The organism is Tomitella cavernea, from assembly GCF_016599145.1.
Taxonomy (GTDB): domain Bacteria; phylum Actinomycetota; class Actinomycetes; order Mycobacteriales; family Mycobacteriaceae; genus Tomitella; species Tomitella cavernae.
On the sequence record NZ_JAENKO010000023.1, the window covers coordinates 21,564 to 40,075 of the forward strand.

16 protein-coding genes and 1 pseudogene are annotated in these 18,512 nt (G+C 71.1%); 13 read left to right on the forward strand and 4 right to left on the reverse strand.

The genetic code is table 11. The features are described 5' to 3' along the window. Positions 1–312: 312 nt before the first annotated feature. The 4 genes from JJ683_RS09590 to JJ683_RS09605 all read right to left on the reverse strand — a co-directional run bounded on the left by JJ683_RS09590 (position 313) and on the right by JJ683_RS09605 (position 4,868). A complete protein-coding gene (locus tag JJ683_RS09590; protein ID WP_200173531.1) occupies positions 313–1,470 on the reverse strand; it encodes a serine hydrolase domain-containing protein in 1,158 nt (385 codons plus the stop codon). A 160-nt stretch (positions 1,471–1,630) separates the two neighbouring features. Beyond that, positions 1,631–3,163, reverse strand: coding sequence for an AMP-binding protein (locus JJ683_RS09595; RefSeq protein ID WP_200173533.1), 1,533 nt, complete (start codon positions 3,161–3,163; stop codon positions 1,631–1,633). Positions 3,164–3,309: 146 nt separating this feature from the next. Further along, complete coding sequence (locus tag JJ683_RS09600; RefSeq protein WP_200173535.1) at positions 3,310–4,176, reverse strand: MBL fold metallo-hydrolase; 867 nt, start codon at positions 4,174–4,176, stop codon at positions 3,310–3,312. Next, on the reverse strand, positions 4,173–4,868 hold the full coding sequence (locus tag JJ683_RS09605) for a TetR-type transcription factor C-terminal domain-containing protein (protein WP_200173538.1): 696 nt from the start codon (positions 4,866–4,868) through the stop codon (positions 4,173–4,175). Before JJ683_RS09605 ends, JJ683_RS09600 begins: the two co-directional genes overlap by 4 nt. A gap of 176 nt (positions 4,869–5,044) precedes the next feature. On the opposite strand from JJ683_RS09605, the gene JJ683_RS09610 reads away from it, so the two are divergent. The 13 genes and pseudogenes from JJ683_RS09610 (at position 5,045) to JJ683_RS09670 (ending at position 18,512) form a co-directional block, all read left to right on the forward strand. Continuing rightward, complete coding sequence (locus JJ683_RS09610) at positions 5,045–5,800, forward strand: SDR family oxidoreductase (protein WP_200173540.1); 756 nt, start codon at positions 5,045–5,047, stop codon at positions 5,798–5,800. Between the two features lie 36 nt (positions 5,801–5,836). After that, positions 5,837–6,243: pseudogene (locus JJ683_RS09615) on the forward strand (MaoC family dehydratase). A 73-nt stretch (positions 6,244–6,316) separates the two neighbouring features. Further along, on the forward strand, positions 6,317–8,176 hold the full coding sequence (locus tag JJ683_RS09620) for an acyl-CoA dehydrogenase (RefSeq protein WP_200173543.1): 1,860 nt from the start codon (positions 6,317–6,319) through the stop codon (positions 8,174–8,176). Between the two features lie 459 nt (positions 8,177–8,635). Then, entirely contained in the window at positions 8,636–9,616 is a 981-nt protein-coding gene (locus tag JJ683_RS09625) for an ABC transporter substrate-binding protein (protein ID WP_200173545.1), read from the forward strand. Between the two features lie 3 nt (positions 9,617–9,619). Next, a complete protein-coding gene (locus tag JJ683_RS09630; protein ID WP_307810812.1) occupies positions 9,620–10,660 on the forward strand; it encodes an ABC transporter substrate-binding protein in 1,041 nt (346 codons plus the stop codon). A gap of 8 nt (positions 10,661–10,668) precedes the next feature. Then, positions 10,669–11,847: a FecCD family ABC transporter permease gene (locus JJ683_RS09635; protein ID WP_200173547.1), complete on the forward strand. Its 1,179-nt coding sequence runs from the start codon at positions 10,669–10,671 to the stop codon at positions 11,845–11,847. Further along, complete coding sequence (locus JJ683_RS09640; RefSeq protein ID WP_200173550.1) at positions 11,844–12,734, forward strand: ABC transporter ATP-binding protein; 891 nt, start codon at positions 11,844–11,846, stop codon at positions 12,732–12,734. The genes JJ683_RS09635 and JJ683_RS09640 overlap by 4 nt, the downstream gene beginning before the upstream one ends. Before the next feature lie 5 nt (positions 12,735–12,739). After that, the gene (locus tag JJ683_RS09645; RefSeq protein ID WP_200173597.1) at positions 12,740–13,534 is read left to right on the forward strand and encodes a (2Fe-2S)-binding protein; all 795 of its coding nucleotides are present in this window, start codon (positions 12,740–12,742) and stop codon (positions 13,532–13,534) included. Between the two features lie 130 nt (positions 13,535–13,664). Then, positions 13,665–14,426: an SDR family NAD(P)-dependent oxidoreductase gene (locus JJ683_RS09650; RefSeq protein ID WP_200173552.1), complete on the forward strand. Its 762-nt coding sequence runs from the start codon at positions 13,665–13,667 to the stop codon at positions 14,424–14,426. Positions 14,427–14,500: 74 nt separating this feature from the next. Continuing rightward, positions 14,501–15,283: a TetR/AcrR family transcriptional regulator gene (locus tag JJ683_RS09655; protein ID WP_200173554.1), complete on the forward strand. Its 783-nt coding sequence runs from the start codon at positions 14,501–14,503 to the stop codon at positions 15,281–15,283. A gap of 174 nt (positions 15,284–15,457) precedes the next feature. Further along, complete coding sequence (locus tag JJ683_RS09660; protein ID WP_200173557.1) at positions 15,458–16,279, forward strand: SDR family NAD(P)-dependent oxidoreductase; 822 nt, start codon at positions 15,458–15,460, stop codon at positions 16,277–16,279. Next, positions 16,279–17,223, forward strand: coding sequence for an enoyl-CoA hydratase-related protein (locus tag JJ683_RS09665; protein WP_200173559.1), 945 nt, complete (start codon positions 16,279–16,281; stop codon positions 17,221–17,223). The genes JJ683_RS09660 and JJ683_RS09665 overlap by 1 nt, the downstream gene beginning before the upstream one ends. 59 nt (positions 17,224–17,282) lie before the next feature. After that, positions 17,283–18,512, forward strand: coding sequence for an acyl-CoA dehydrogenase family protein (locus tag JJ683_RS09670; protein WP_207280117.1), 1,230 nt, complete (start codon positions 17,283–17,285; stop codon positions 18,510–18,512).

Below are 18,512 nucleotides of genomic sequence, written 5' to 3' on the forward strand. Positions count from 1 at the left end.
CTCCGCGTGGCGGCCGCGGTCAGGCGATCCGCAGCATGAGCTTGCCGGTGTTGGCTCCGTCGAACAGCTTGTTCAGCGTGGCGCCGGGGTCTTCGTCGATCGGATGGCAGCCGATGAACGTCATCATGTGGTGGATGGCGGCGTTGGGGATGGATCGCGCCGAGCTGGACGATTCGGCCGACGATGTCGGCGTGACGCGTCAGTTGGGCTTCACGGCGGGACCGGTCGCCCATCGTCAGCCGCCGTCTCCCTACCCGCCTTGCCTCTCTTCAACGCCTGTGCTGTTGCTACGAACACATGACGCCGCCCCCCTCATGCTTCGTTCAGTATTCTGTAGAACGTGTCGATGTATTGCTCGGTCCTATCCGAGCCCAGAATCCCGGGGCCCATCTTGTTCATCATGTAGGAGAACGTCACCCGGCGGTCCAGATCCATGACGATCTGGGATCCGCCCCAGCCTCCCCAGAAGCAGATCTTCCCCTCCGGGATGAACGGGATGGTTTCCGGAAGCGGGAGGGCGTATCCGATGCCGCGGCGCAGGGGCATGCCGAGGACCAGGTCGGTGCCGTTCGACTGCTCGTCGAAGATCAGATCGATCGTGGATTGCGACAGCAACCGATTCCCGTCGACAGTCCCTCCCGATGTGATCGCCGACATGATCCGCGCGACAGAACGCGCGTTTCCATGGCCATTGAGTGCCCCCATATCCGCTCGGCGCCACGCATCCGTGTTGGCGGCCTCAGCATTGGCGGGCGGTCCGGTGAACGTTTTGAGCATGGGGCTGTCCGCATCGAGCGTGTCGAGTTCCAATGGCAGCGGCGGTGGTGGCACGATCTCCGCGACGCGTCCGCGGTCGCGGTCACTGGCGCCAATCTGGAAATCCGCTCCGAGTGGACCGGAGATCTCGGTGGCGACGAACTCTTTGAGGGACTTCCCGGTGACCCGGCGGATGATCTCCCCGATCAGGTGGCCTTGGTTGTGCGCGTGATAGCCGGATGCGGTACCAGGTTCCCACCAGGGAGCCTGTGTGGCGAGAAGCGTGACGGCGGACTCCCAGTCGTACATGTCTTCGGTCGTGAACGGTTGCTCCCAGCCGGACACCCCCGATGTGTGCGCGAGGAAATGCCGGACCTCCACCTTCTCTTTGCCGTTGGCGGCAAACTCCGGCCAGTATCTGCTCACCGGTGCGTTCAGATCGATCAATCCGCGGTCGACCAGCATCAGCGCAGCAAGGCAGGTGACGGTCTTGGTGGTCGACCAGACATTGACGATCGTATTCTCCTCCCATGGCAGGGTGCGTTTCGCGTTGCGGTATCCGCCCCACAGGTCCACGACCCGCTCCCCGTCGATGTCGACGAAGATCGACGCTCCCAGCTCGGTGCCCTGGCGGAGGTTTTCTTCCAGTGCGGCGCGTACCGGTTCGAATCGCCCTGCACAGGCGCCCTGTACTGCGGAAGTCGACTCAGTCATCGTGGCTTCTCCTTCTGCTTTCGATAGCGTTTCGGATGCGGACAGGTCACGCGTGTCGATGTTCTGTCTGCTGAGGATCGATTCCGATCGGAGTGATCAGATTGCGTGTCGAGTCCAGTGGAATGCAGTGCGAATCGGCGGGTGAATTGGCAGGTCGGCCCTATGCCCGGTCCGTACGCTCGTGCGTCGGCCCCCGCAGCCCGGCGCGATCGATGGCGCGTTTGAGGATCTTGCCCGTCGCCCCCTTGGGCAGCGAGTCGGTGAACCGGACGAGCCGCGGAACCTTGTAGGCGGACAGCCGCTCCCAGCACCAGGCATCGATCGCGTCCGCGTCGGCGCAGGATCCGGGGCGGACGACGATGAGCGCCGCCACCTCCTCGCCGTAGTGGTCGTCGGGCACGCCGACCACGGCCGCCTCCACCACGTCGGGGTGCGCGTAGAGCACCTCCTCCACCTCGCCCGGGTACACGTTGTAGCCGCCGCGGATGACGAGGTCCTTGAGCCGGTCGACGATGCGCAGGTCGCCCTCGTCGTCGAGCACGCCCAGGTCGCCGGTGCGGAACCAGCCGTCGCGCAGTGCGGCCTCGGTCGCGTCGGGGCGGTTCCAGTACCCGGTGGTGACGGTGGGGCCCTGGACGAACACCTCGCCCACCTCGCCGGGCGGGCACGCGTGGCCCTCGATGGGGTCGCGGATCTCCACCGCCATGCGGGTCATGGGCGCGCCGACGGAACCGATCTTGCCCCCCTTGTCGATGTCGTTGAACGTGGCGATGGCGGCCGTCTCGGTGAGCCCGTAGCCCTCGAGGAGGGTGCAGCCGAACTTCGCCTCGAACGCCCGGGCCACTTCACCCGGAAGTGAGGCCCCACCGGAGACGGCGACGCGCAGACTCGCGAAATCCGCGGGCGAGGCGTCGGAGGCGGCGTGCAGCATGGCGTTCCACATGGTGGGCACGCCGCACATGATGGTGAGCTTGTCGCGCCGCAGCATCTTGATCATCGCCACCGGGTCGAAACGCGGCAGCAGCGACAGCATGCCGCCGCCGCAGAAGGTCGCCATCATCACCGACGCCTGCCCGAACACGTGGAACAGCGGCAGCCCGGTGCCAGTGCGGTCGTCGGCCCCGCCGCGGGCGCCGTGTGCGCCGATCTCGCCCGCCGCCAGCAGGTTGTCCACCGTGATCTGGGCGCCCTTGGGACGGCCGGTGGTGCCCGAGGTGTAGAGGATGGCGCAGGTGTCGTCGGCTTCGCGGTCCACCACGTCGATATCCGTACTTGTGGCCGTTTTTTGCGCGGCGGCGGGGTCCATTGACGGCAGCGCCCGGTACGGCACGCCCGCGGTGCCGGCGCCGTCGGCGACGGCCGGGCCCAGCCCGTGCCAGCCCACGGCCAGCGTCGCGCTGGAATCGGACAAGTAGTACTCCACCTCGGCGGCCGTGGACATCGTGTTGACCGGCACCGCGATGGCGCCCACCGCCTGGATGCCCAGGTAGGCGACGATGAACTCGGGTGTGGTGGGCGCGGCCAGGAGGACCCTGTCGCCGGTGGTGATGCCGTCGCGGCGCAGCGCCGCACCGTAGGCGAGGGCGGCCGCATACAGCCGTCCGTAACTCCAGTCGGTGGCGCCCTCGCGCACGACGGTCTTGTCCGGGCTGTCCGCGGCGTGGCGGCGGACGGGGTCGATGACGTTGGGCATGGTCACCTTTCGGAGGACGGACCCGGGAGCGCGTCGACGGCGCGGCCGACGGGCCGAGTTGAAGTTGACGACAACTTCAACAATAGCGCGTAGTGAGAGTTGCGTCACTACCCGGATGCGGGTGCGCCCGCGGCGGCGCGTGCCCGCTACACGCCCAGCACTCCGCGGCGCGTGAGCTCGGCCAGGTGGTCGGCGCACATCGTGCGTTCCACCGCGTCGGCGTAGACGGGCCGCGGGCCGGGCCGGAAGATCACGCCGCGCCCAACCAGCGCATCGGCCGTGGCGTGGCCCTGGGCCACCAGGTCCAGCAGCCGCCGCTCGCGCTGGTCCAGCACGGCGGAGTGCGCGGCGAGGGCGGCCTGGTAATCGTCGCGGTCGGTGTACGGGCCCTTGTGGTGGTACGGCGCGTACACCGCGGCCTCCATTGCGGCGCACGCGGCGAGCGTCGCGCGCGTGTCGGCCAGGCTGGAGCCGGCGTCGCCGTACATGGGCCCGAACGACGACATATCCACGTCCGCCAGGTACAGCACCCCGTCGGGCTCGATCATGAACCCGCAGTGCCCGGCGGTGTGACCGGGCAGCGGCACGACGCGGATCGTCACGCCGCCGCCCACCTCGAAGACGGCACCGTCGCCGAACGCGGTCGCGTCCGGGAGTGCCGACCAGGAGAACTCCTCGACCATGTCGTGCTCCCAGCCGCCCGGCTCCACGCCGAGAGCCGCGCGGAACTCGTCCCACGAGCGCACGGCCTCGGCGTCGCGCACGTGCACGGCGACCTGTCCGCGGTGCGCGCCGGCGCCTACGACGTGGTCCTCGTGGTAGTGGCTGAGCAACAGCAGGTCGCACGCGGAGACGTCGGTGCCGAAGGTGGAGTCGATGATGACGGTGGTGTCGCCCGCCGTCACCCGCAGCGGATTGCCGGCCGGATACTTGCCGCCGCGGGGCCCGCGCAGCTGCGTGACGTGCGGGCTCAGGCTGAGCTCGCGGCCCGCCGGGGTGTCCTGGTCGCTCATCGCGTCGCCGCGTCCTTTCCTGATCGGGTCTGCCGCGTATCCGTGCAGCCGACGATGCGCAGTGCCATGTCGGCGTAGCCGCGTGCCACCGTCTCCGGGCTCCACCGGCCGTGCGGGCGGTACCAGCGGGCGATGTCGATGCCCAGCGACAGCAGGGCCAGGGCGGCGAAATCACGGTCGGGCGTGTCGAAGACGCCCGCCGTGATGCCCCGCGCCACCAGGGTGCGGACCTCGTGTTCGATGTCCCGTCGCATCTCGCGGATCTCCGTGAAGTGTTCGGGCGTGAGGGATCCCAACTCGTAGTTGACGATGCGCGCGCGGGTGCTGCCGCGGGCGTGCTGCAGGGCGTAGTCGTGCACCAGCGTGCGCAGAGCGGTGGCGGGGTCGTCCGAGGAGGCCGCGGCCGAGCGCACGGTGTGCAGCGCCTCCCGGTGGCCTGCCCTGGAGATGACGTAGAGCAACTCCTCTTTGGATCGGTGGTGCACGTACAGCGCGGCCGGGCTCATGCCGGCGGCGGCCGCGATGTCGCGGGTGGTGGTGCCCGCGAACCCCTTCTCCGCGAATGCGGCGGTGGCGGCCTCGGCGAGCCTGTCCCGGGTGGCCGCGGCGCGGTCGGGTTCGGGGCCCGTACCGCCTCCGTGCACCGCCCTGTCCCCCTGCCCGGTGGCCCCGGTGTGCTCGTCGTTGTTCATCGCGGCTCCCCATCCGGCCCGGAGGCGCGGTCGACTCTTGACGCGCCCCGTGTCGTGCGTCACGATGAGTCTAAGCAAGCGCTTAGTAACCTGCAATCCGGCTTTGCGTCCGGAATCGCGGTCATCTGTCCCGGTCCCCACAACGGGGCGTGGAGCGGCCCCACAGGAGGATCTGCATGAACGATTCCAGAATCGCCATCGTCACGGGCGCAGCGCGCGGCATCGGCGCCGGTGTGGCCGAACGGCTCGCAGCGGACGGGCACGCCGTCGCGGTGCTCGACCTGGACGAGGCGGCCTGCCGCCCGGTGGCCGGGCGGATCGAATCCGCGGGCGGCCGCGCGCTGGCAGTGGGGGCCGACGTCTCCGACGAGGCCGCCGCCACCGCCGCCGTCGAAAGGGTGGCCGCCGAGCTGGGCGCGCCGACGATCCTGGTCAACAACGCCGGCATCATCCGCGACAACCTGCTGTTCAAGATGAGCGTCGCCGATTGGGACGCGGTGCTGGCCGTGCACCTGCGCGGGGCGTTCCTCATGTCGAGGGCGGCGCAGGCGCACATGACCCAGGCCGGCTGGGGGCGCATCGTCAACCTGTCCAGCACCTCGGCGCTGGGCAACCGCGGCCAGGCCAACTACGCGGCGGCGAAGGCCGGCATGCAGGGCTTCACCAAGACGCTCGCGCTGGAGCTGGGCAAGTTCGGGGTGACGGCCAACGCCATCGCCCCCGGGTTCATCGAGACCGAGATGACGATGGCGACGGCCGAGCGCATCGGGGCGCCCTTCGACGAGTTCAAGGCGCACATGGCCAAGGAGATCCCGGTGGCGCGCACCGGCGTGCCGGCGGACATCGCGCACGCGGTGTCGTTCTTCGCGAGTGAAGGCGCCGGATACGTCTCCGGCCAGGTGCTATACGTGGCGGGAGGGCCCAAGGTATGAGGATCTTCGACGGCATCCCCGCGGCCTCGGCGGCGGCTGGGGTACTCCGAGTGGCACACGGTCACCCAGGAGCAGATCGACACCTTCGCCGAGGCCACGGGCGATCACCAGTGGATCCACGTGGACCAGGAGAAGGCGGCGCAGGGGCCTTTCGGCACCACTATCGCGCACGGATTCCTCACCCTGAGTCTGGTTCCCATGCTGGCCGGGGAGGTCTACGCGGTCGAGGGCATCGCGATGGGCATCAACTACCGGGCCAACCGGCTGCGCTTCCCGTCCACCGTGCCCGCGGGCTCGCGCGTGCGGACGGACGTGGAGCTGCTCGCGGTGGAGCCCTCCGGTCAGGGGGCCAGGCGGTGACGCGGGTGACCGTCGAGCGCGAGGGCGGCGACAAGCCCGCGTGTGTCGTCAAGATGGTCAGCGTCGTCGTCCCCGCCACCTGATGACCGCCCGGCGGCCTGGCGCCCGGACGCTCTGGCGGCCCCGCCCCGAACGTTCGACAACCCTGGAGCAACCATGACCGGATCCCCCGCCCGCCCGCTGTCCCGTCAGGACCTCGCCTTCCTGCTCTACGAGTGGCTGGACGTCGAATCCCTCACGGCCCGCGAGCGTTTCGCCGAACATTCGCGCGAGACGTTCGACGCCGTCATGGACCTGTCCGAGGACCTGGCGATGCGCCTGTTCGCGCCGCACAACAAGGCGTCCGACGCGCACGAGCCGCGCATGCTGCCCGACGGCACCGTCGAGATGATCCCCGAGGTGAAGAAGGCGCTCGACGCTTTCTCCCAGGCCGGGCTCATCGCCGGCTCGTTCGACGGGGAACTGGGCGGGATGCAGCTGCCGGTGGTCGTCGCCCGCGCGGCGATGGCCTGGTTCCAGGCGGCGAACATCTCCACGGCGGGCTACCCGTTCCTCACCGTCGGCAACGCGAACCTCATCGCGGCGCACGGATCGCCGGCGCAGGTGGACACCTTCGTGCGGCCCATGCTCGCCGGGCGCTGGTTCGGCACCATGTGCCTGTCGGAGCCGCAGGCCGGCTCGTCGCTGGCGGACGTGACCACCAAGGCGGTCAAGGACGACGGCGCGGAGCCGGGGCGGTACCGGATCACCGGTACCAAGATGTGGATCTCCGGCGGCGACCACGAGCTGACCGAGAACATCGTGCACTTGGTGCTGGCCAAGGTGCCGGGCGCGCCCGCGGGCGTCAAGGGGATCTCGCTGTTCATCGTGCCCAAGCACGTGCCGGATGGCGGCGTGCGCACGGCGGCCGAGCGCGGCGGCGAGGCCGCGCTCGGCGGGCGCAACGACGTCACTCTGGTGGGGCTCAACCACAAGATGGGCAATCGTGGCACCACCAACACGCTGCTGGCCTTCGGCGACGGGACGCATCCGGTGGACGGGAAGGCGGGTGCTGTGGGCTATCTGGTGGGCGAGGAGAACAAGGGCCTCGTCTACATGTTCCACATGATGAACGAGGCGCGCATCGGGGTGGGCTTCGGCGCGATCGCGCTCGGCTATGCCGGCTACCAGACCTCGCTGGAGTACGCGCGCATCCGCACCCAGGGCCGCCGGCCCGGCGAGAAGGATCCGTCCACGCCGCCCGTGGCACTGGTCGAGCACGCCGACGTGCGGCGGATGCTGCTGGCGCAGAAGGCGTACGCCGAGGGCGCACTGGCCCTGGGCCTGTACTGTTCCATGCTCGTCGACCAGGAGAAGACAGCGGACGACGACGCGGTACGGGCCCGCACCACGCTACTGCTGGACGTGCTCACGCCGATCGCCAAGAGCTGGCCCAGTCAGTGGTGCCTGCACGCGAACAGCCTGGCCATCCAAGTGCACGGCGGTTACGGGTACACCCGCGATTACGACGTGGAGCAGCACTACCGCGACAACCGGCTCAACCCTATCCACGAGGGCACCCACGGCATCCAGGGCCTGGACCTGCTGGGGCGCAAGATGATCATGCAAGGCGGCGCCGGGCTGGTACTGCTGGCGCAGACCATCGAGGCCACCGCGGAACGGGCCCGCCAGGCCGGCGGCGACGCGGCCGGATACGCCGAGGAGCTGTCGGCGGCCGTGGCGCGGCTCACCGAGGTCACCGGCACGCTGTGGGCCGGCGGTGGCGCCGAGGACACCGCGCAGGTGGCGCTGGCGAACTCGTCGGTCTACCTGGAGGCGACCGGGCACGTCGTGATCGCGTGGATGTGGTTGGAGCAGCTGCTGGCGACAGGCGGCAAGGACGGCGACTTCTACGAGGGCAAACGCACGGCCGCCCGCTACTTCTACCGCTACGAGCTGCCGCGTACCGGCCCGCAGTTCGATCTGCTCGCCAGTCGCGACCGCACCACGGTGGACCTCGATCCGGCGTGGTTGTGACCGGCAGCGTTTCAGCGCGCCGGGGAGACCTGACGATGGCAGTCACCGACATCCGTGCCGAGGCGGCCGGGGAAGCGGCGCTCCCGCCTCCGGCGTGCGCGCCGTGCCTGTGCATAATGTCGGGCAGCATCATCCGCGCTCGCGTGGGGGAAGTCCGGTGAGAGTCCGGCGCTGACCCGCAACGGTAGGCCGCCACCCGGCGGCGAGCCCGACCACCCGCGCCTGCGTGTTGCGATCCCATGTGCCGCCGTGGTCTGCGGGCAGGGGTCCGGTGGGCTCGTCGCGCCGCGCCCGGGGTCTCCCCGCGCGTACGGCGCCGCCGGGCCGTACCGCGACCGCTCCCCGGGCCACCCGTCGAAAGGCCCGAGGTTGGCCCGCCCAGGATTCCCCCACACCCGGCCCGGAGTTCGTTCCGGCGCTCCCGCCCGGCGCCTGCTCGCCGCCTCCGCGGCTGCACTCATGCTCGCGGCGCCGCTGGCCGGCTGCACCCGCGGCTCCGGCAATGCCGACACCTCTGCCGTCCCTGCCGCTGGGTCCGCCACCACCGCGTTCGCGCAGCCGGTGTCCGTGCAGAACTGCGGCCGCACCGAGACCTTCGACGCGCCGCCGCAGCGGATCATCACGCTCAACGGGCACGTCACCGAGACGCTCATCGCGCTGGGCGCCGGAGACCGGATCGTCGGCGACGCCTACCCCGATTCGCCCCCCGCGCCCGAGATCGCCGACACCTACAACGCCATCCCGCAGCTCTCGGCGAAGTTCCCCACCGCCGAGCAGGTGCTCGACCAGCGCCCCGACCTGGTGGTGGGCGGTATGACCAGCGCCTTCTCCGACAAGGACGGTCGTGGCCGCGACGCGCTGGAGGGCGCGGGCATCCCCACGTTCCTGTTCTCCGAGTACTGCGGCGCCGGCTTCACCGGCCTCGACGTGCTGCGCGACGACTTCACGCAGCTCGGCGAGGTGCTCGGCACGCCCGACCAGGCGCAGCACGTGATCGACACGATCACCGCGGGCCTCGACGGCGTCCGCGCGCGCATCGAAGCGAGCGGGGCGGCTCCGGTGCCCACATTCTTCTACGATTCGGGCACTGACCAGCCGACGACGATCGGCACCCGCGGCGTCGGCAGCGTCATCGCCGAGTACGCGGGCGCCCGCAACATCACCCCGGACAGAGCCAAGCCGTACTTCTCCACCAGCTGGGAGACGGTGGGCGAACGCGCGCCCGAGGCCGTCGTCGTCTTCGACTACGGCGACGAGACGGCGCAGCAGAAGATCGACTTCCTCAAGAGCCAGCCGATCATGGCCACCACTCCTGCAGTGCAGAACAACCGGTTCGTCGTGGTGCCCCTCGCCGACATGTTCGAGAGCCCCCGCATGGTGCGCGCCGCCGACACCATCGCCCGCGGCCTGCACCCCAGCGCCTTCGCGAACGAGGGCTGACCGGTGACCCGTCGCAACGCCGGCACCCGCCGTACCGTCGCCGCCCGTGCGGCCTGCGTCGCCCTGGCCGTAACGCTCCTGGGCTCGGCCGCGGCATGCTCCCGTGGGGAGGCCCCCACCGACACCGCATCATCAGTCCCCTTCGCCCAGCCTGTGACCATCGAAAACTGCGGGCGCACCGAGACCTTCGACGCCCCACCGCAGCGGATCGTCAGTATGAACCGGCACGTCACCGAGACCCTCATCCAGCTCGGCGTGGGCGACAGGATCGTCGGCATGGCGCAGGACGATCAGAAGGACCCGCTGCCCGAGGTCGTCGGCCAGCTCGCGAAGATCCCCTCGCTGTCGAAGGAGTACCCGCCCGCCGAGAAGGTGCTCGATCTGCAACCCGATTTCGTCGTGGCCGGCATGTCCAGCGCGTTCTCCGACAAGAGCGGGCTGAGCCGCGACGCGCTCGAGAGCAGCGGCATCCGGACGTTCCTGTTCTCGGAATACTGTGGCGACGGCTTCTCTGACATCAGCGTGCTGGAGGACGACTTCACCGACCTGGGCCGAGTACTGGGCGTCGAACCCGCGGCGCAGGCGCTGATCGATCGGATCGTCGGCGGGCTCGATGCCGTGAGCGGCCTCCTCGATGCGGCGGGCGTGGAACCGGTGCGCACGTTCTTCTACGACATGGGCGAAGAGCAGCCCACGACCATCGGCAGCGCCGGTATCGGCAACCTCATCGCGCAGTACACGCGGGCCGAGAACATCGCGCCCGATCAGTCCAAGCCGTTCTACAAGACCACCTGGGAGACAGTCGGCGATCGAGCACCCGACGCCATCGTCGTCGACAACTTCGACATGACCGGCACGGCGGACGGCGACCGCAAGATCGACTTCCTCAAGAACCAGCCGATCATGCAGACCACGCCCGCCGTGCGCAACGACCGGTTCGTGATGGTGCCGCTGAGCAACATGTTCGAGAGCACCCGCATGGTGATGGCCGCGGAGACGATCGCCCGGGGGCTGCACCCCGAGGCGTTCACGGACAACGAGTGAGGGGCGTCATGACCGCACCAGCCGCTTCGTCGTCCACGGCGGCGGCCGCCGATGACGACCGGGCCGCCGTGCCGCGGCGGAACCAGGAGACGGTGGTCGTACCCGGGCGCGACGTGCCCGGCCCCGGCCGCCGCGCCTCGCGCCGCGCCGTGCTCATCGGCCTGGCGCTGGCCGCCGCGCTGCTCGTCTCGCTCGGCGCGTCTGTGTCGCTGGGCTCGGTGACGATCCCGTTCGGCGACGTGTGGGCGATTGTGGCGCATGCCGCCACGCCGTCGTCGTGGTGGACGGGCTCGTGGGCGCCGTGGTGGACCCCGGCACGCGAGGCCATCGTCGCCGACTCGCGCCTGCCGCGAGCCCTCACCGCCGCCTGCGTAGGCGCCGCACTGGCCGTGGCGGGTGTGGTGGCGCAGGCGGTGACCCGCAACGCGCTGGCGGACCCCTACCTGCTGGGCATCTCATCGGGCGCCGGGTTCGGGGTGGTGCTCGTGATCGTCACCGGATTGGGGGCGGGAGCGCTGGGCGCCTTCACGCTGCCGGCCGCCGCGTTCGCCGGGGCGTTGCTGCCGCTGGCCGGCACGATCGCGGTGAGCGCCAAGGCTCGCGATGTCACCGCGGTGATCCTCGCGGGTGTGGCGATGTCGATGGTCTTCTCGGCCCTCATCACGTTCTTCGTGCTGGTGGTGGGCGACGACCACACACTGGGCAGCGTCATGCGCTGGCTCGCGGGCGGGTTCGGCGACGCGCGCTGGCCCACCCTCGCCGTCCCTGCGGCGGCCGTGCTCCTGGTGGGCGGCGGCGTGATGGCGAGCGGACGGTGGCTCAACCTGCTGCATGCCGGCGACGACGGGGCGGCGGCGCTGGGCATGAACGTGCGGCGCTTCCGGCTGCTGGTGTTGCTGGCGGTGTCGCTGCTCACCGCGGCGGCCGTGTCGGTGTCGGGGGCGATCGGATTCGTCGGGCTGCTCGTGCCGCATGCCGCCGGGTTCCTTGTGGGGCGCAACGCCGTCCGCCTCGTGCCGGTGGCGGCGTTGGGCGGGGCGCTGGTTCTGGTGCTCGCCGACGTGGTGGCCCGCACCGTCAGCCCCACCACCGAGTTGCCGGTAGGCGTCGTGACGGCGATGGCCGGCGGGCCCGTGTTCCTGGCGATGCTGTGGCGGCAGTACAGCCGACGGGGGATGGCGCGATGACTTCCGCGGAGACACCTGCGTCGAGGGCGGCGGAGGCCCGGGCCACGACGACCGGTGCTGCTCCCGTGCTGCTTACAGCGCTCGGAGTGACGGCGCGCCTCGGCGGCGCAGACGTGCTCCGCGGCGTGGGCATCACGGTGGCGCCGGGCGAGGTGCACGGCCTGGTGGGCCCCAATGGCAGCGGCAAGACGACGCTGCTGCGCTGCTGCTACCGGGCGCTCGAGCCCTCGGCGGGTGCGGTGCTGGTGGGCGGCGAGGACGTGCGGCGGATGCGTCGGCGCTCGTTGGCCGGGCTCGTCGGCGCGAGCACTCAGGAGCCGCCCGCGCTGGGCGGGCTGACGGTGCACGAATCGGTGCGGCTGGGGCGCACCGCGCTGCGCGGCTGGCTCGAGCCAATGGATGGCGAGGACGAGCGGATCGTCGACGACGCGGTCGCTCAGGTGGGCCTGACCGGCTTCGCCGAGCGCGACGTCACGGCCCTCTCCGGCGGCGAGCGCCAGCGCGTATCGATCGCGCGCGCCCTGGCACAACGTCCGCGGGTGCTGCTGCTCGACGAGCCCACCAACCACCTGGACCTGCGCCATCAGCTCACTGTGCTCGAGCTGTTGCGGGCGCTTGCCGCCGACGGCATGGCCGTGGTGGTGACGCTGCACGACCTGCGTTGGGCCGTCGAGTACTGCGACGCGCTGACCGTGCTGGACATCGGGGAGGTGCGGGCGTCCGGCCAGCCAGGTGACGTGCTGACGCCCGCGCTGCTCGCCGATGTGTTCGGCGTCGACGGCGCCGTCCGCGACGGTGGCGGGCGGCGACTGCTCGACGTGCGGGGGCTGGCGGAGGGCGGGGCGCGGCTCGATGGAGACGGGACTGTGATGGAGGCGGGATTGTGACGGACATGGACCTCGGCGGTGCCTACGCGGCCGCGGCCGCACTGATGGGACGGTTCGCGCAGCGCACGGGCGACTCCGACGATGCCGACGCGTTCTCCGGCACGGCCCTGTGCGACGAGGGCTGGCTGGCGCGCCGGGTCGCCGACACCGTGCGGCGCTGGGAGTGCCCCGACGATCGGACGGCAGGCACGCTCTGGTGGTATTCGGCGAGCGTGACGATGACGGCCGCCGCGCCGGCGATGCTGCTGGCCGCGGGCGTGGCACCCGACCCGGAACCGGGCCGGGCCACCTGCGCCCTCACCGATCACGGCTACCTGCGCTCCGTGCGGGCCGGACGGTTGCTGTCCGGGGCCGACGACTTCGCCCGGGCGCTGGGCCCCGCGCTGGGGCGGGTGATCGCACCGCTGGCGCGGGTCTCGGGCGCGTCCGAACGCGCGTTGTGGGCGATCGCGGCCGACTCGCTGGCCAACCAGGCGCTGGCCGCGGGGCGGGAGGCCGGACGCATCGCCGAGGCCGGGGCGCTGGCAGTGCGGCTGGCGGCGCACACGCCGATGCCGACGCCGCGCTACACCGACCTCAGCGCGGGGTGCGGCTCCAAGGGGCCGGGGGCTGCCGAGGACATCACCGTGCTCCCCGTCGATCCGGCGTCCGATGTGCCCGGCGGTGCCCGGCGGGTGGTACGGCGCTGCTCGTGCTGCCTGATCTACCAGGCGCCCGGCGAGGGCAAGTGCGTGAGCTGTCCGCGCCGACGGCCCGACGACCGTGCGCAGGTGCTGGCCGAGTGGCTCGCACGGCAGTGACGAGGGGCTGCGCGAAAGTGGCCCCGGATGCGTCTTTCGACCGGGCACCGCAGACGGGACGCGCTCCCGCGGCGGATACTGTGAGCCTGGCAACAATCGCATCCGCGCACGCATCGGAGGAGCACTCATCATGACCGTTCCCGACCTGTTCCGCCTGGACGGTCGCGTCGCCATCGTCACCGGCGCGTCGTCGGGCCTCGGCGTCGCGTTCGCGCGTGGATTCGCCGAGGCGGGCGCCGACGTGGTGCTCGCCGCCCGGCGCGCCGACAAGCTCGAGGACACCGCCGCGCTGGTCCGCACGGCGGGGCGCACGGCGCTGTGCGTGGCCACCGACGTGGCCGACCCGGCCGCCTGCCAGGCGATGGCGGACGCGGCGACGGCGGAGTTCGGGCGGATCGACGTGCTGGTCAACAACGCGGGCATCGGCACCGCCGTCCCGGCCACGCGTGAGACGCCCGAGGAGTTCCGGCGCGTCGTCGACATCAACCTGTCCGGTTCGTACTGGGCGGCGCAGGCGTGCGGGCGGGTGATGGAGCCGGGCAGCGCCATCGTCAACATCTCCAGCGTGCTCGGCCTGACCACGGCGGGGCTGCCGCAGGCCGCGTACTCGGCGAGCAAGGCGGGCGTCATCGGGCTCACCCGCGACCTGGCCCAGCAGTGGGGCGGGCGCAAGGGCATCCGCGTCAACGCCATCGCCCCCGGGTTCTTCGCATCCGAGATGACCGACACCTACCAACCCGGCTATCTCGACGCGATGCACCAGCGGATCGTCCTGGGCCGCATCGGCGATCCCGCAGAGCTCGCGGCGACGGCGGTGTGGCTGGCGTCGGACGCCGCCGGATACGTGGTGGGGCAGACGATCCCCGTCGACGGCGGCGTGACGATCACCTGAACGCGGCCCGCCGCCGCGACCCGACACGGCCCCTCGTTCTTGGAATTGACGTCATGTTCAAGTATAAACGGGGCATGGTAGGCAATCGCTCGCTGCACGCAGACCGCCCGGCCCCCGGAGTCGGAACCCGCACCGCCTCCGGATCCTCGTCGGCGGGCGGCCGGTATCCGGTCACCGAGCGCGGGGCCCGCACCCGCGCGGCGTTGGTGACGGCGGCGCGCGCGGTGTTCGAGCGCGCCGGGTACCTGGACACGCGGCTCACCGACATCACGCGTGAGGCGCGATGCTCGACGGGCACCTTCTACACCTACTTCTCCGGCAAGGAGGAGATCCTCACGGCGGTCCTCGACGAGGCGCAGGAGGACATGCTCCATCCCGGCATGGCCCGCGTGGCCGACCCGGACGACCCGTACGCGGTGCTCGAGGCGAGCAACCGTGCATACCTGGAGTCGTACCGGCGCAATGCCGAGCTGATGGTCCTCATGGAGCAGGTCGCCAACATCGACGCCGACTTCCGCGAGCACCGGCGCCAGCGGGCCGAGGTGTTCATCGCCCGCAACGCGCGCAACATCGCCGACCTGCAGCGTCGCGGGCTCGCCGACGCGGCCCTCGACCCCATGCTCACCTCCCGTGCGCTGTCGAGCATGGTCAGTCGCGTCGCCTACAGCGTCATCGGTTTCGGCGAGGGTTTCGAATCGGTCGCCGGCGCGGCCCTTGCGGCGGGGTCCGACGGCGAGGCGGCTGACGGTGCTGCAACCGACAGCGCTGCGGCCGAGGACGCCGCCTTCGCCATGCTGGTCGACACGCTCACGCGCGTGTGGGCGAACGCCCTGCGCCTGGAGCCGCGCCGGGCCTGAAAGGTGGACCCGGCGGCCGGAATGCGTTCGCGCTGGCGGTCCCTCGTCACGCCAAAGTATTGAAGGTGACGTCGACTTCAATTAGACTTCCCTGTAATGCCGGTCACGACGGGCCGGCGACCGTGCGGCAGACAGCAGCGAGCACATCGCTGCGGCCGAGGAGGGAAGGGCGACGTGCAGATCCCTGGAAAGACGGCGATCGTCACCGGCGGCGGCGGCGGTATCGGCTCCGCGGTCGCGCAGGCGCTGGCGGCGCGCGGCGCGCGGGTCGTCGTCGCGGACCTCGACGGGGCCGCGGCCGAGCGCGCGGCCGCGACGATCAACGCGGAACATCCCGGATCCGCAGTGGCAGAGGGCGGTGACGTCGCCCGTACCGAGGTGATCGAGCGCCTCATCGCGCGGGCGCAGGCCGAGTTCGGCCCGGTGGACATGTATTTCGCGAACGCGGGAATCACCGGCGGGACGGGCCTGAACCTCACTGAGCAGCAGTGGGACACGGCTCTGGACGTCAATCTGCGCGCGCACATCCGCGCGGCGCAGCTGCTGGTGCCGGAGTGGGCCGAGCGCGGCGAGGGCTGCTTCGTGTCCACCGCCTCGGCGGCCGGCCTGCTCACGCAGATCGGCTCGGCCGGCTACTCGGTGGCCAAGCACGCCGCGGTGGCCTTCGCCGAGTGGCTCTCGGTCACATACGGAGACAGTGGAATCCGCGTGAGCTGCCTGTGCCCGATGGGCGTCGAGACGGCGCTGCTGCGCGAGGGCGAGCGTTCGGGAGACCGCCTGGGCGAAGCCGCGACCCGCGCCGTCACCAGCGCCGGCGACGTCCTCGCCCCGGAGGCGGTGGCCGCCGAAGCGATGGCGGCCGTCGAGGACGAGCGGTTCCTCATCCTGCCGCACCCGGGCGTGCTGGACATGTACCGGCAGAAGGGCGCCGACTACGACCGGTGGCTGCGCGGCATGCGCCGCTACCAGCGCACGCTGCTGGAGGTGGATGCGTGATGGCGGCGTCGGAAACGCAGGCGGGCCAGGGTGATACGGGTCTGGGCGGTTCTGTGAACGTGTACGCGTCGGCCCCGAACGCTCCGGTCCTCGCCGAGCTGCGCGGCGCGGTCCTGCTGCTGACCCTCAACCGTCCCGACAAGCTCAACGCGTGGAACAACGCGATGGAGGACCGCTACCTGGACCTGCTCGAGACGGCCGACGCGGACCCCGCGGTGGCGGCGGTGGTGGTCACGGGCGCCGGCCGCGGCTTCTGCTCCGGCGCCGATCTGGGCGGACTCCGACACGCGGGCGAGCGCACGGCCGACGACATCATCAAACCGCGGGCGCGGGACACCGCCCGGCAGCTGCGCAAGCCGTTGATCGGCGCCATCAACGGGGCTGTCGCCGGGTTCGGGCTGGCGCAGGCGCTGTATTTCGACGTGCGGTTCGCGGCGCGCACGGCCCGGTTCACCACGGCGTTCGCGCGGCGCGGGCTCATCGCCGAGTACGGCACCACCGTGATGCTCACGGACCTGGTGGGCCGCAGCCGGGCGGCCGACCTGCTGCTCTCGGCCCGCATGGTCGAGGCCGAGGAGGCCTGGCGGATCGGGCTGGTCGACCACCTGGCGGGCGAGACCGGGCCCGAGGTGGTCGCCGCCGCCGTCTCCTACGCCGCCGACCTCGCCGCGCACTGCTCACCCCGCTCGATGGCCGCGATCAAGCGGCAGCTGCGCCGCGATGTCGACGGCGCCTACCCCGGAGCCGCGGCACGCGCGGAACCTTTGATGCTGCAGGCATTCCACTCGCCCGATTCGACGGAGGGGGTGGCGAGCCACCTGGAGCGGCGTGCGCCCCGGTTCCCGCCGCTGCCGCCGCGCCCCGAGGGGGAGACGCCGGCCACGGAAGCCGGACGGGTCGCCCGTGCGGCCGGCGCGATCTCCCTGCCGCCGCTGCCGTACTGAGGATCCACCGCCGGGGCCCGAACAGCCAGAACGCAATCCAGTCAGGAGCACTGATCCCGATGTTCGAATACTCCGAACGCACCGAGCAACTCCGCGAGGAACTGCTCGACTTCATGGACGCCCACGTCTACCCGGCCGAGCCCGTCTACGAGCAGCAGATGCGCGAGTCCGGCGACCCGCACTTCCAGCCGCCGGTCATGGAGGAGCTCAAGGCCGAGGCCCGCCGACGGGGCCTGTGGAACCTCTTCCACCCGCACCCGTCGTCCGGAGTGGCGCTGACCAACCTCGAGTACGCGCCGCTGGCGGAGATCATGGGCCGCAGCCCGCACATCGCCCCCGAGGCCTGCAACTGCAACGCTCCCGACACCGGCAACATGGAGGTGCTCGAGCTCTTCGGCACCGAGGAGCACAAGGAAAAGTACCTGAAGCCGCTGCTCGAGGGGACCATGGCGTCGGCGTTCGCCATGACCGAGCCGGCGGTGGCCAGCTCGGACGCCACCAACATCGCGCTGTCGATGGTGCGCGAGGGCGAGGGCGACGACGCGGTCTACGTCCTCAACGGCCGCAAGTGGTTCGCGTCCAACGCCCTGCACAAGAACTGCAAGGTCATGATCGTCATGGGCAAGACCGACCCGTCGGCGGAGACGCACCGCCAGCAGTCGATGATGGTCGTCCCCATCGACGCGCCCGGCGTCACCGTCATGCGCGGGCTGCCCGTCTACGGGTACCAGGACCGCGAGGGGCATGCCGAGATCGACTTCCAGGACGTGCGGGTGCCCGCCAAGGACGTCCTCAAGGGCGAGGGCGAGGGCTTCGCGATCAGCCAGGCGCGCCTGGGGCCCGGCCGCATCCACCACTGCATGCGCGTGGTCGGCATGGCCGAGCGCGCCTTGGACCTGCTGTGCGAGCGGGCGCTGAGCCGCGTCACATTCGGCAAGCCGGTGGCCGAGAACGCCAACATCCAGGACTGGATCGCCGAGGCGCGCATCGAGATCGAGATGGTGCGGCTGCTCACCCTCAAGGCCGCGGACATGATGGACACGGTGGGCAACAAGGCGGCGCGCACCGAGATCGCGGCCATCAAGGTGGCGGCGCCGAAGATGGCGCTCAAGGTGCTCGACCGCGCGGTGCAGGTGCACGGCGCCGGCGGTGTCACCGACGACTTCCCGCTGGCGCGCACCTGGGCCGGAGTGCGCACCCTGCGGCTGGCCGACGGCCCCGACGAGGTGCACAAGCGGGCCATCGCCCGCCAGGAGCTGCGCAAGCACCGCAACGCCGGGGGGCGCTGA

Coding starts and splice junctions, on each gene's coding strand:
- JJ683_RS09590 (WP_200173531.1), bottom strand. CDS start 1,470: ATGACTGAGTCGACTTCCGCAGTACAGGGCGCCTGTGCAGGGCGATTC.
- JJ683_RS09595 (WP_200173533.1), bottom strand. CDS start 3,163: ATGCCCAACGTCATCGACCCCGTCCGCCGCCACGCCGCGGACAGCCCG.
- JJ683_RS09600 (WP_200173535.1), bottom strand. CDS start 4,176: ATGAGCGACCAGGACACCCCGGCGGGCCGCGAGCTCAGCCTGAGCCCG.
- JJ683_RS09605 (WP_200173538.1), bottom strand. CDS start 4,868: ATGAACAACGACGAGCACACCGGGGCCACCGGGCAGGGGGACAGGGCG.
- JJ683_RS09610 (WP_200173540.1), top strand. CDS start 5,045: ATGAACGATTCCAGAATCGCCATCGTCACGGGCGCAGCGCGCGGCATC.
- JJ683_RS09620 (WP_200173543.1), top strand. CDS start 6,317: ATGACCGGATCCCCCGCCCGCCCGCTGTCCCGTCAGGACCTCGCCTTC.
- JJ683_RS09625 (WP_200173545.1), top strand. CDS start 8,636: ATGCTCGCGGCGCCGCTGGCCGGCTGCACCCGCGGCTCCGGCAATGCC.
- JJ683_RS09635 (WP_200173547.1), top strand. CDS start 10,669: ATGACCGCACCAGCCGCTTCGTCGTCCACGGCGGCGGCCGCCGATGAC.
- JJ683_RS09640 (WP_200173550.1), top strand. CDS start 11,844: ATGACTTCCGCGGAGACACCTGCGTCGAGGGCGGCGGAGGCCCGGGCC.
- JJ683_RS09645 (WP_200173597.1), top strand. CDS start 12,740: ATGGACCTCGGCGGTGCCTACGCGGCCGCGGCCGCACTGATGGGACGG.
- JJ683_RS09650 (WP_200173552.1), top strand. CDS start 13,665: ATGACCGTTCCCGACCTGTTCCGCCTGGACGGTCGCGTCGCCATCGTC.
- JJ683_RS09655 (WP_200173554.1), top strand. CDS start 14,501: ATGGTAGGCAATCGCTCGCTGCACGCAGACCGCCCGGCCCCCGGAGTC.
- JJ683_RS09665 (WP_200173559.1), top strand. CDS start 16,279: ATGGCGGCGTCGGAAACGCAGGCGGGCCAGGGTGATACGGGTCTGGGC.
- JJ683_RS09670 (WP_207280117.1), top strand. CDS start 17,283: ATGTTCGAATACTCCGAACGCACCGAGCAACTCCGCGAGGAACTGCTC.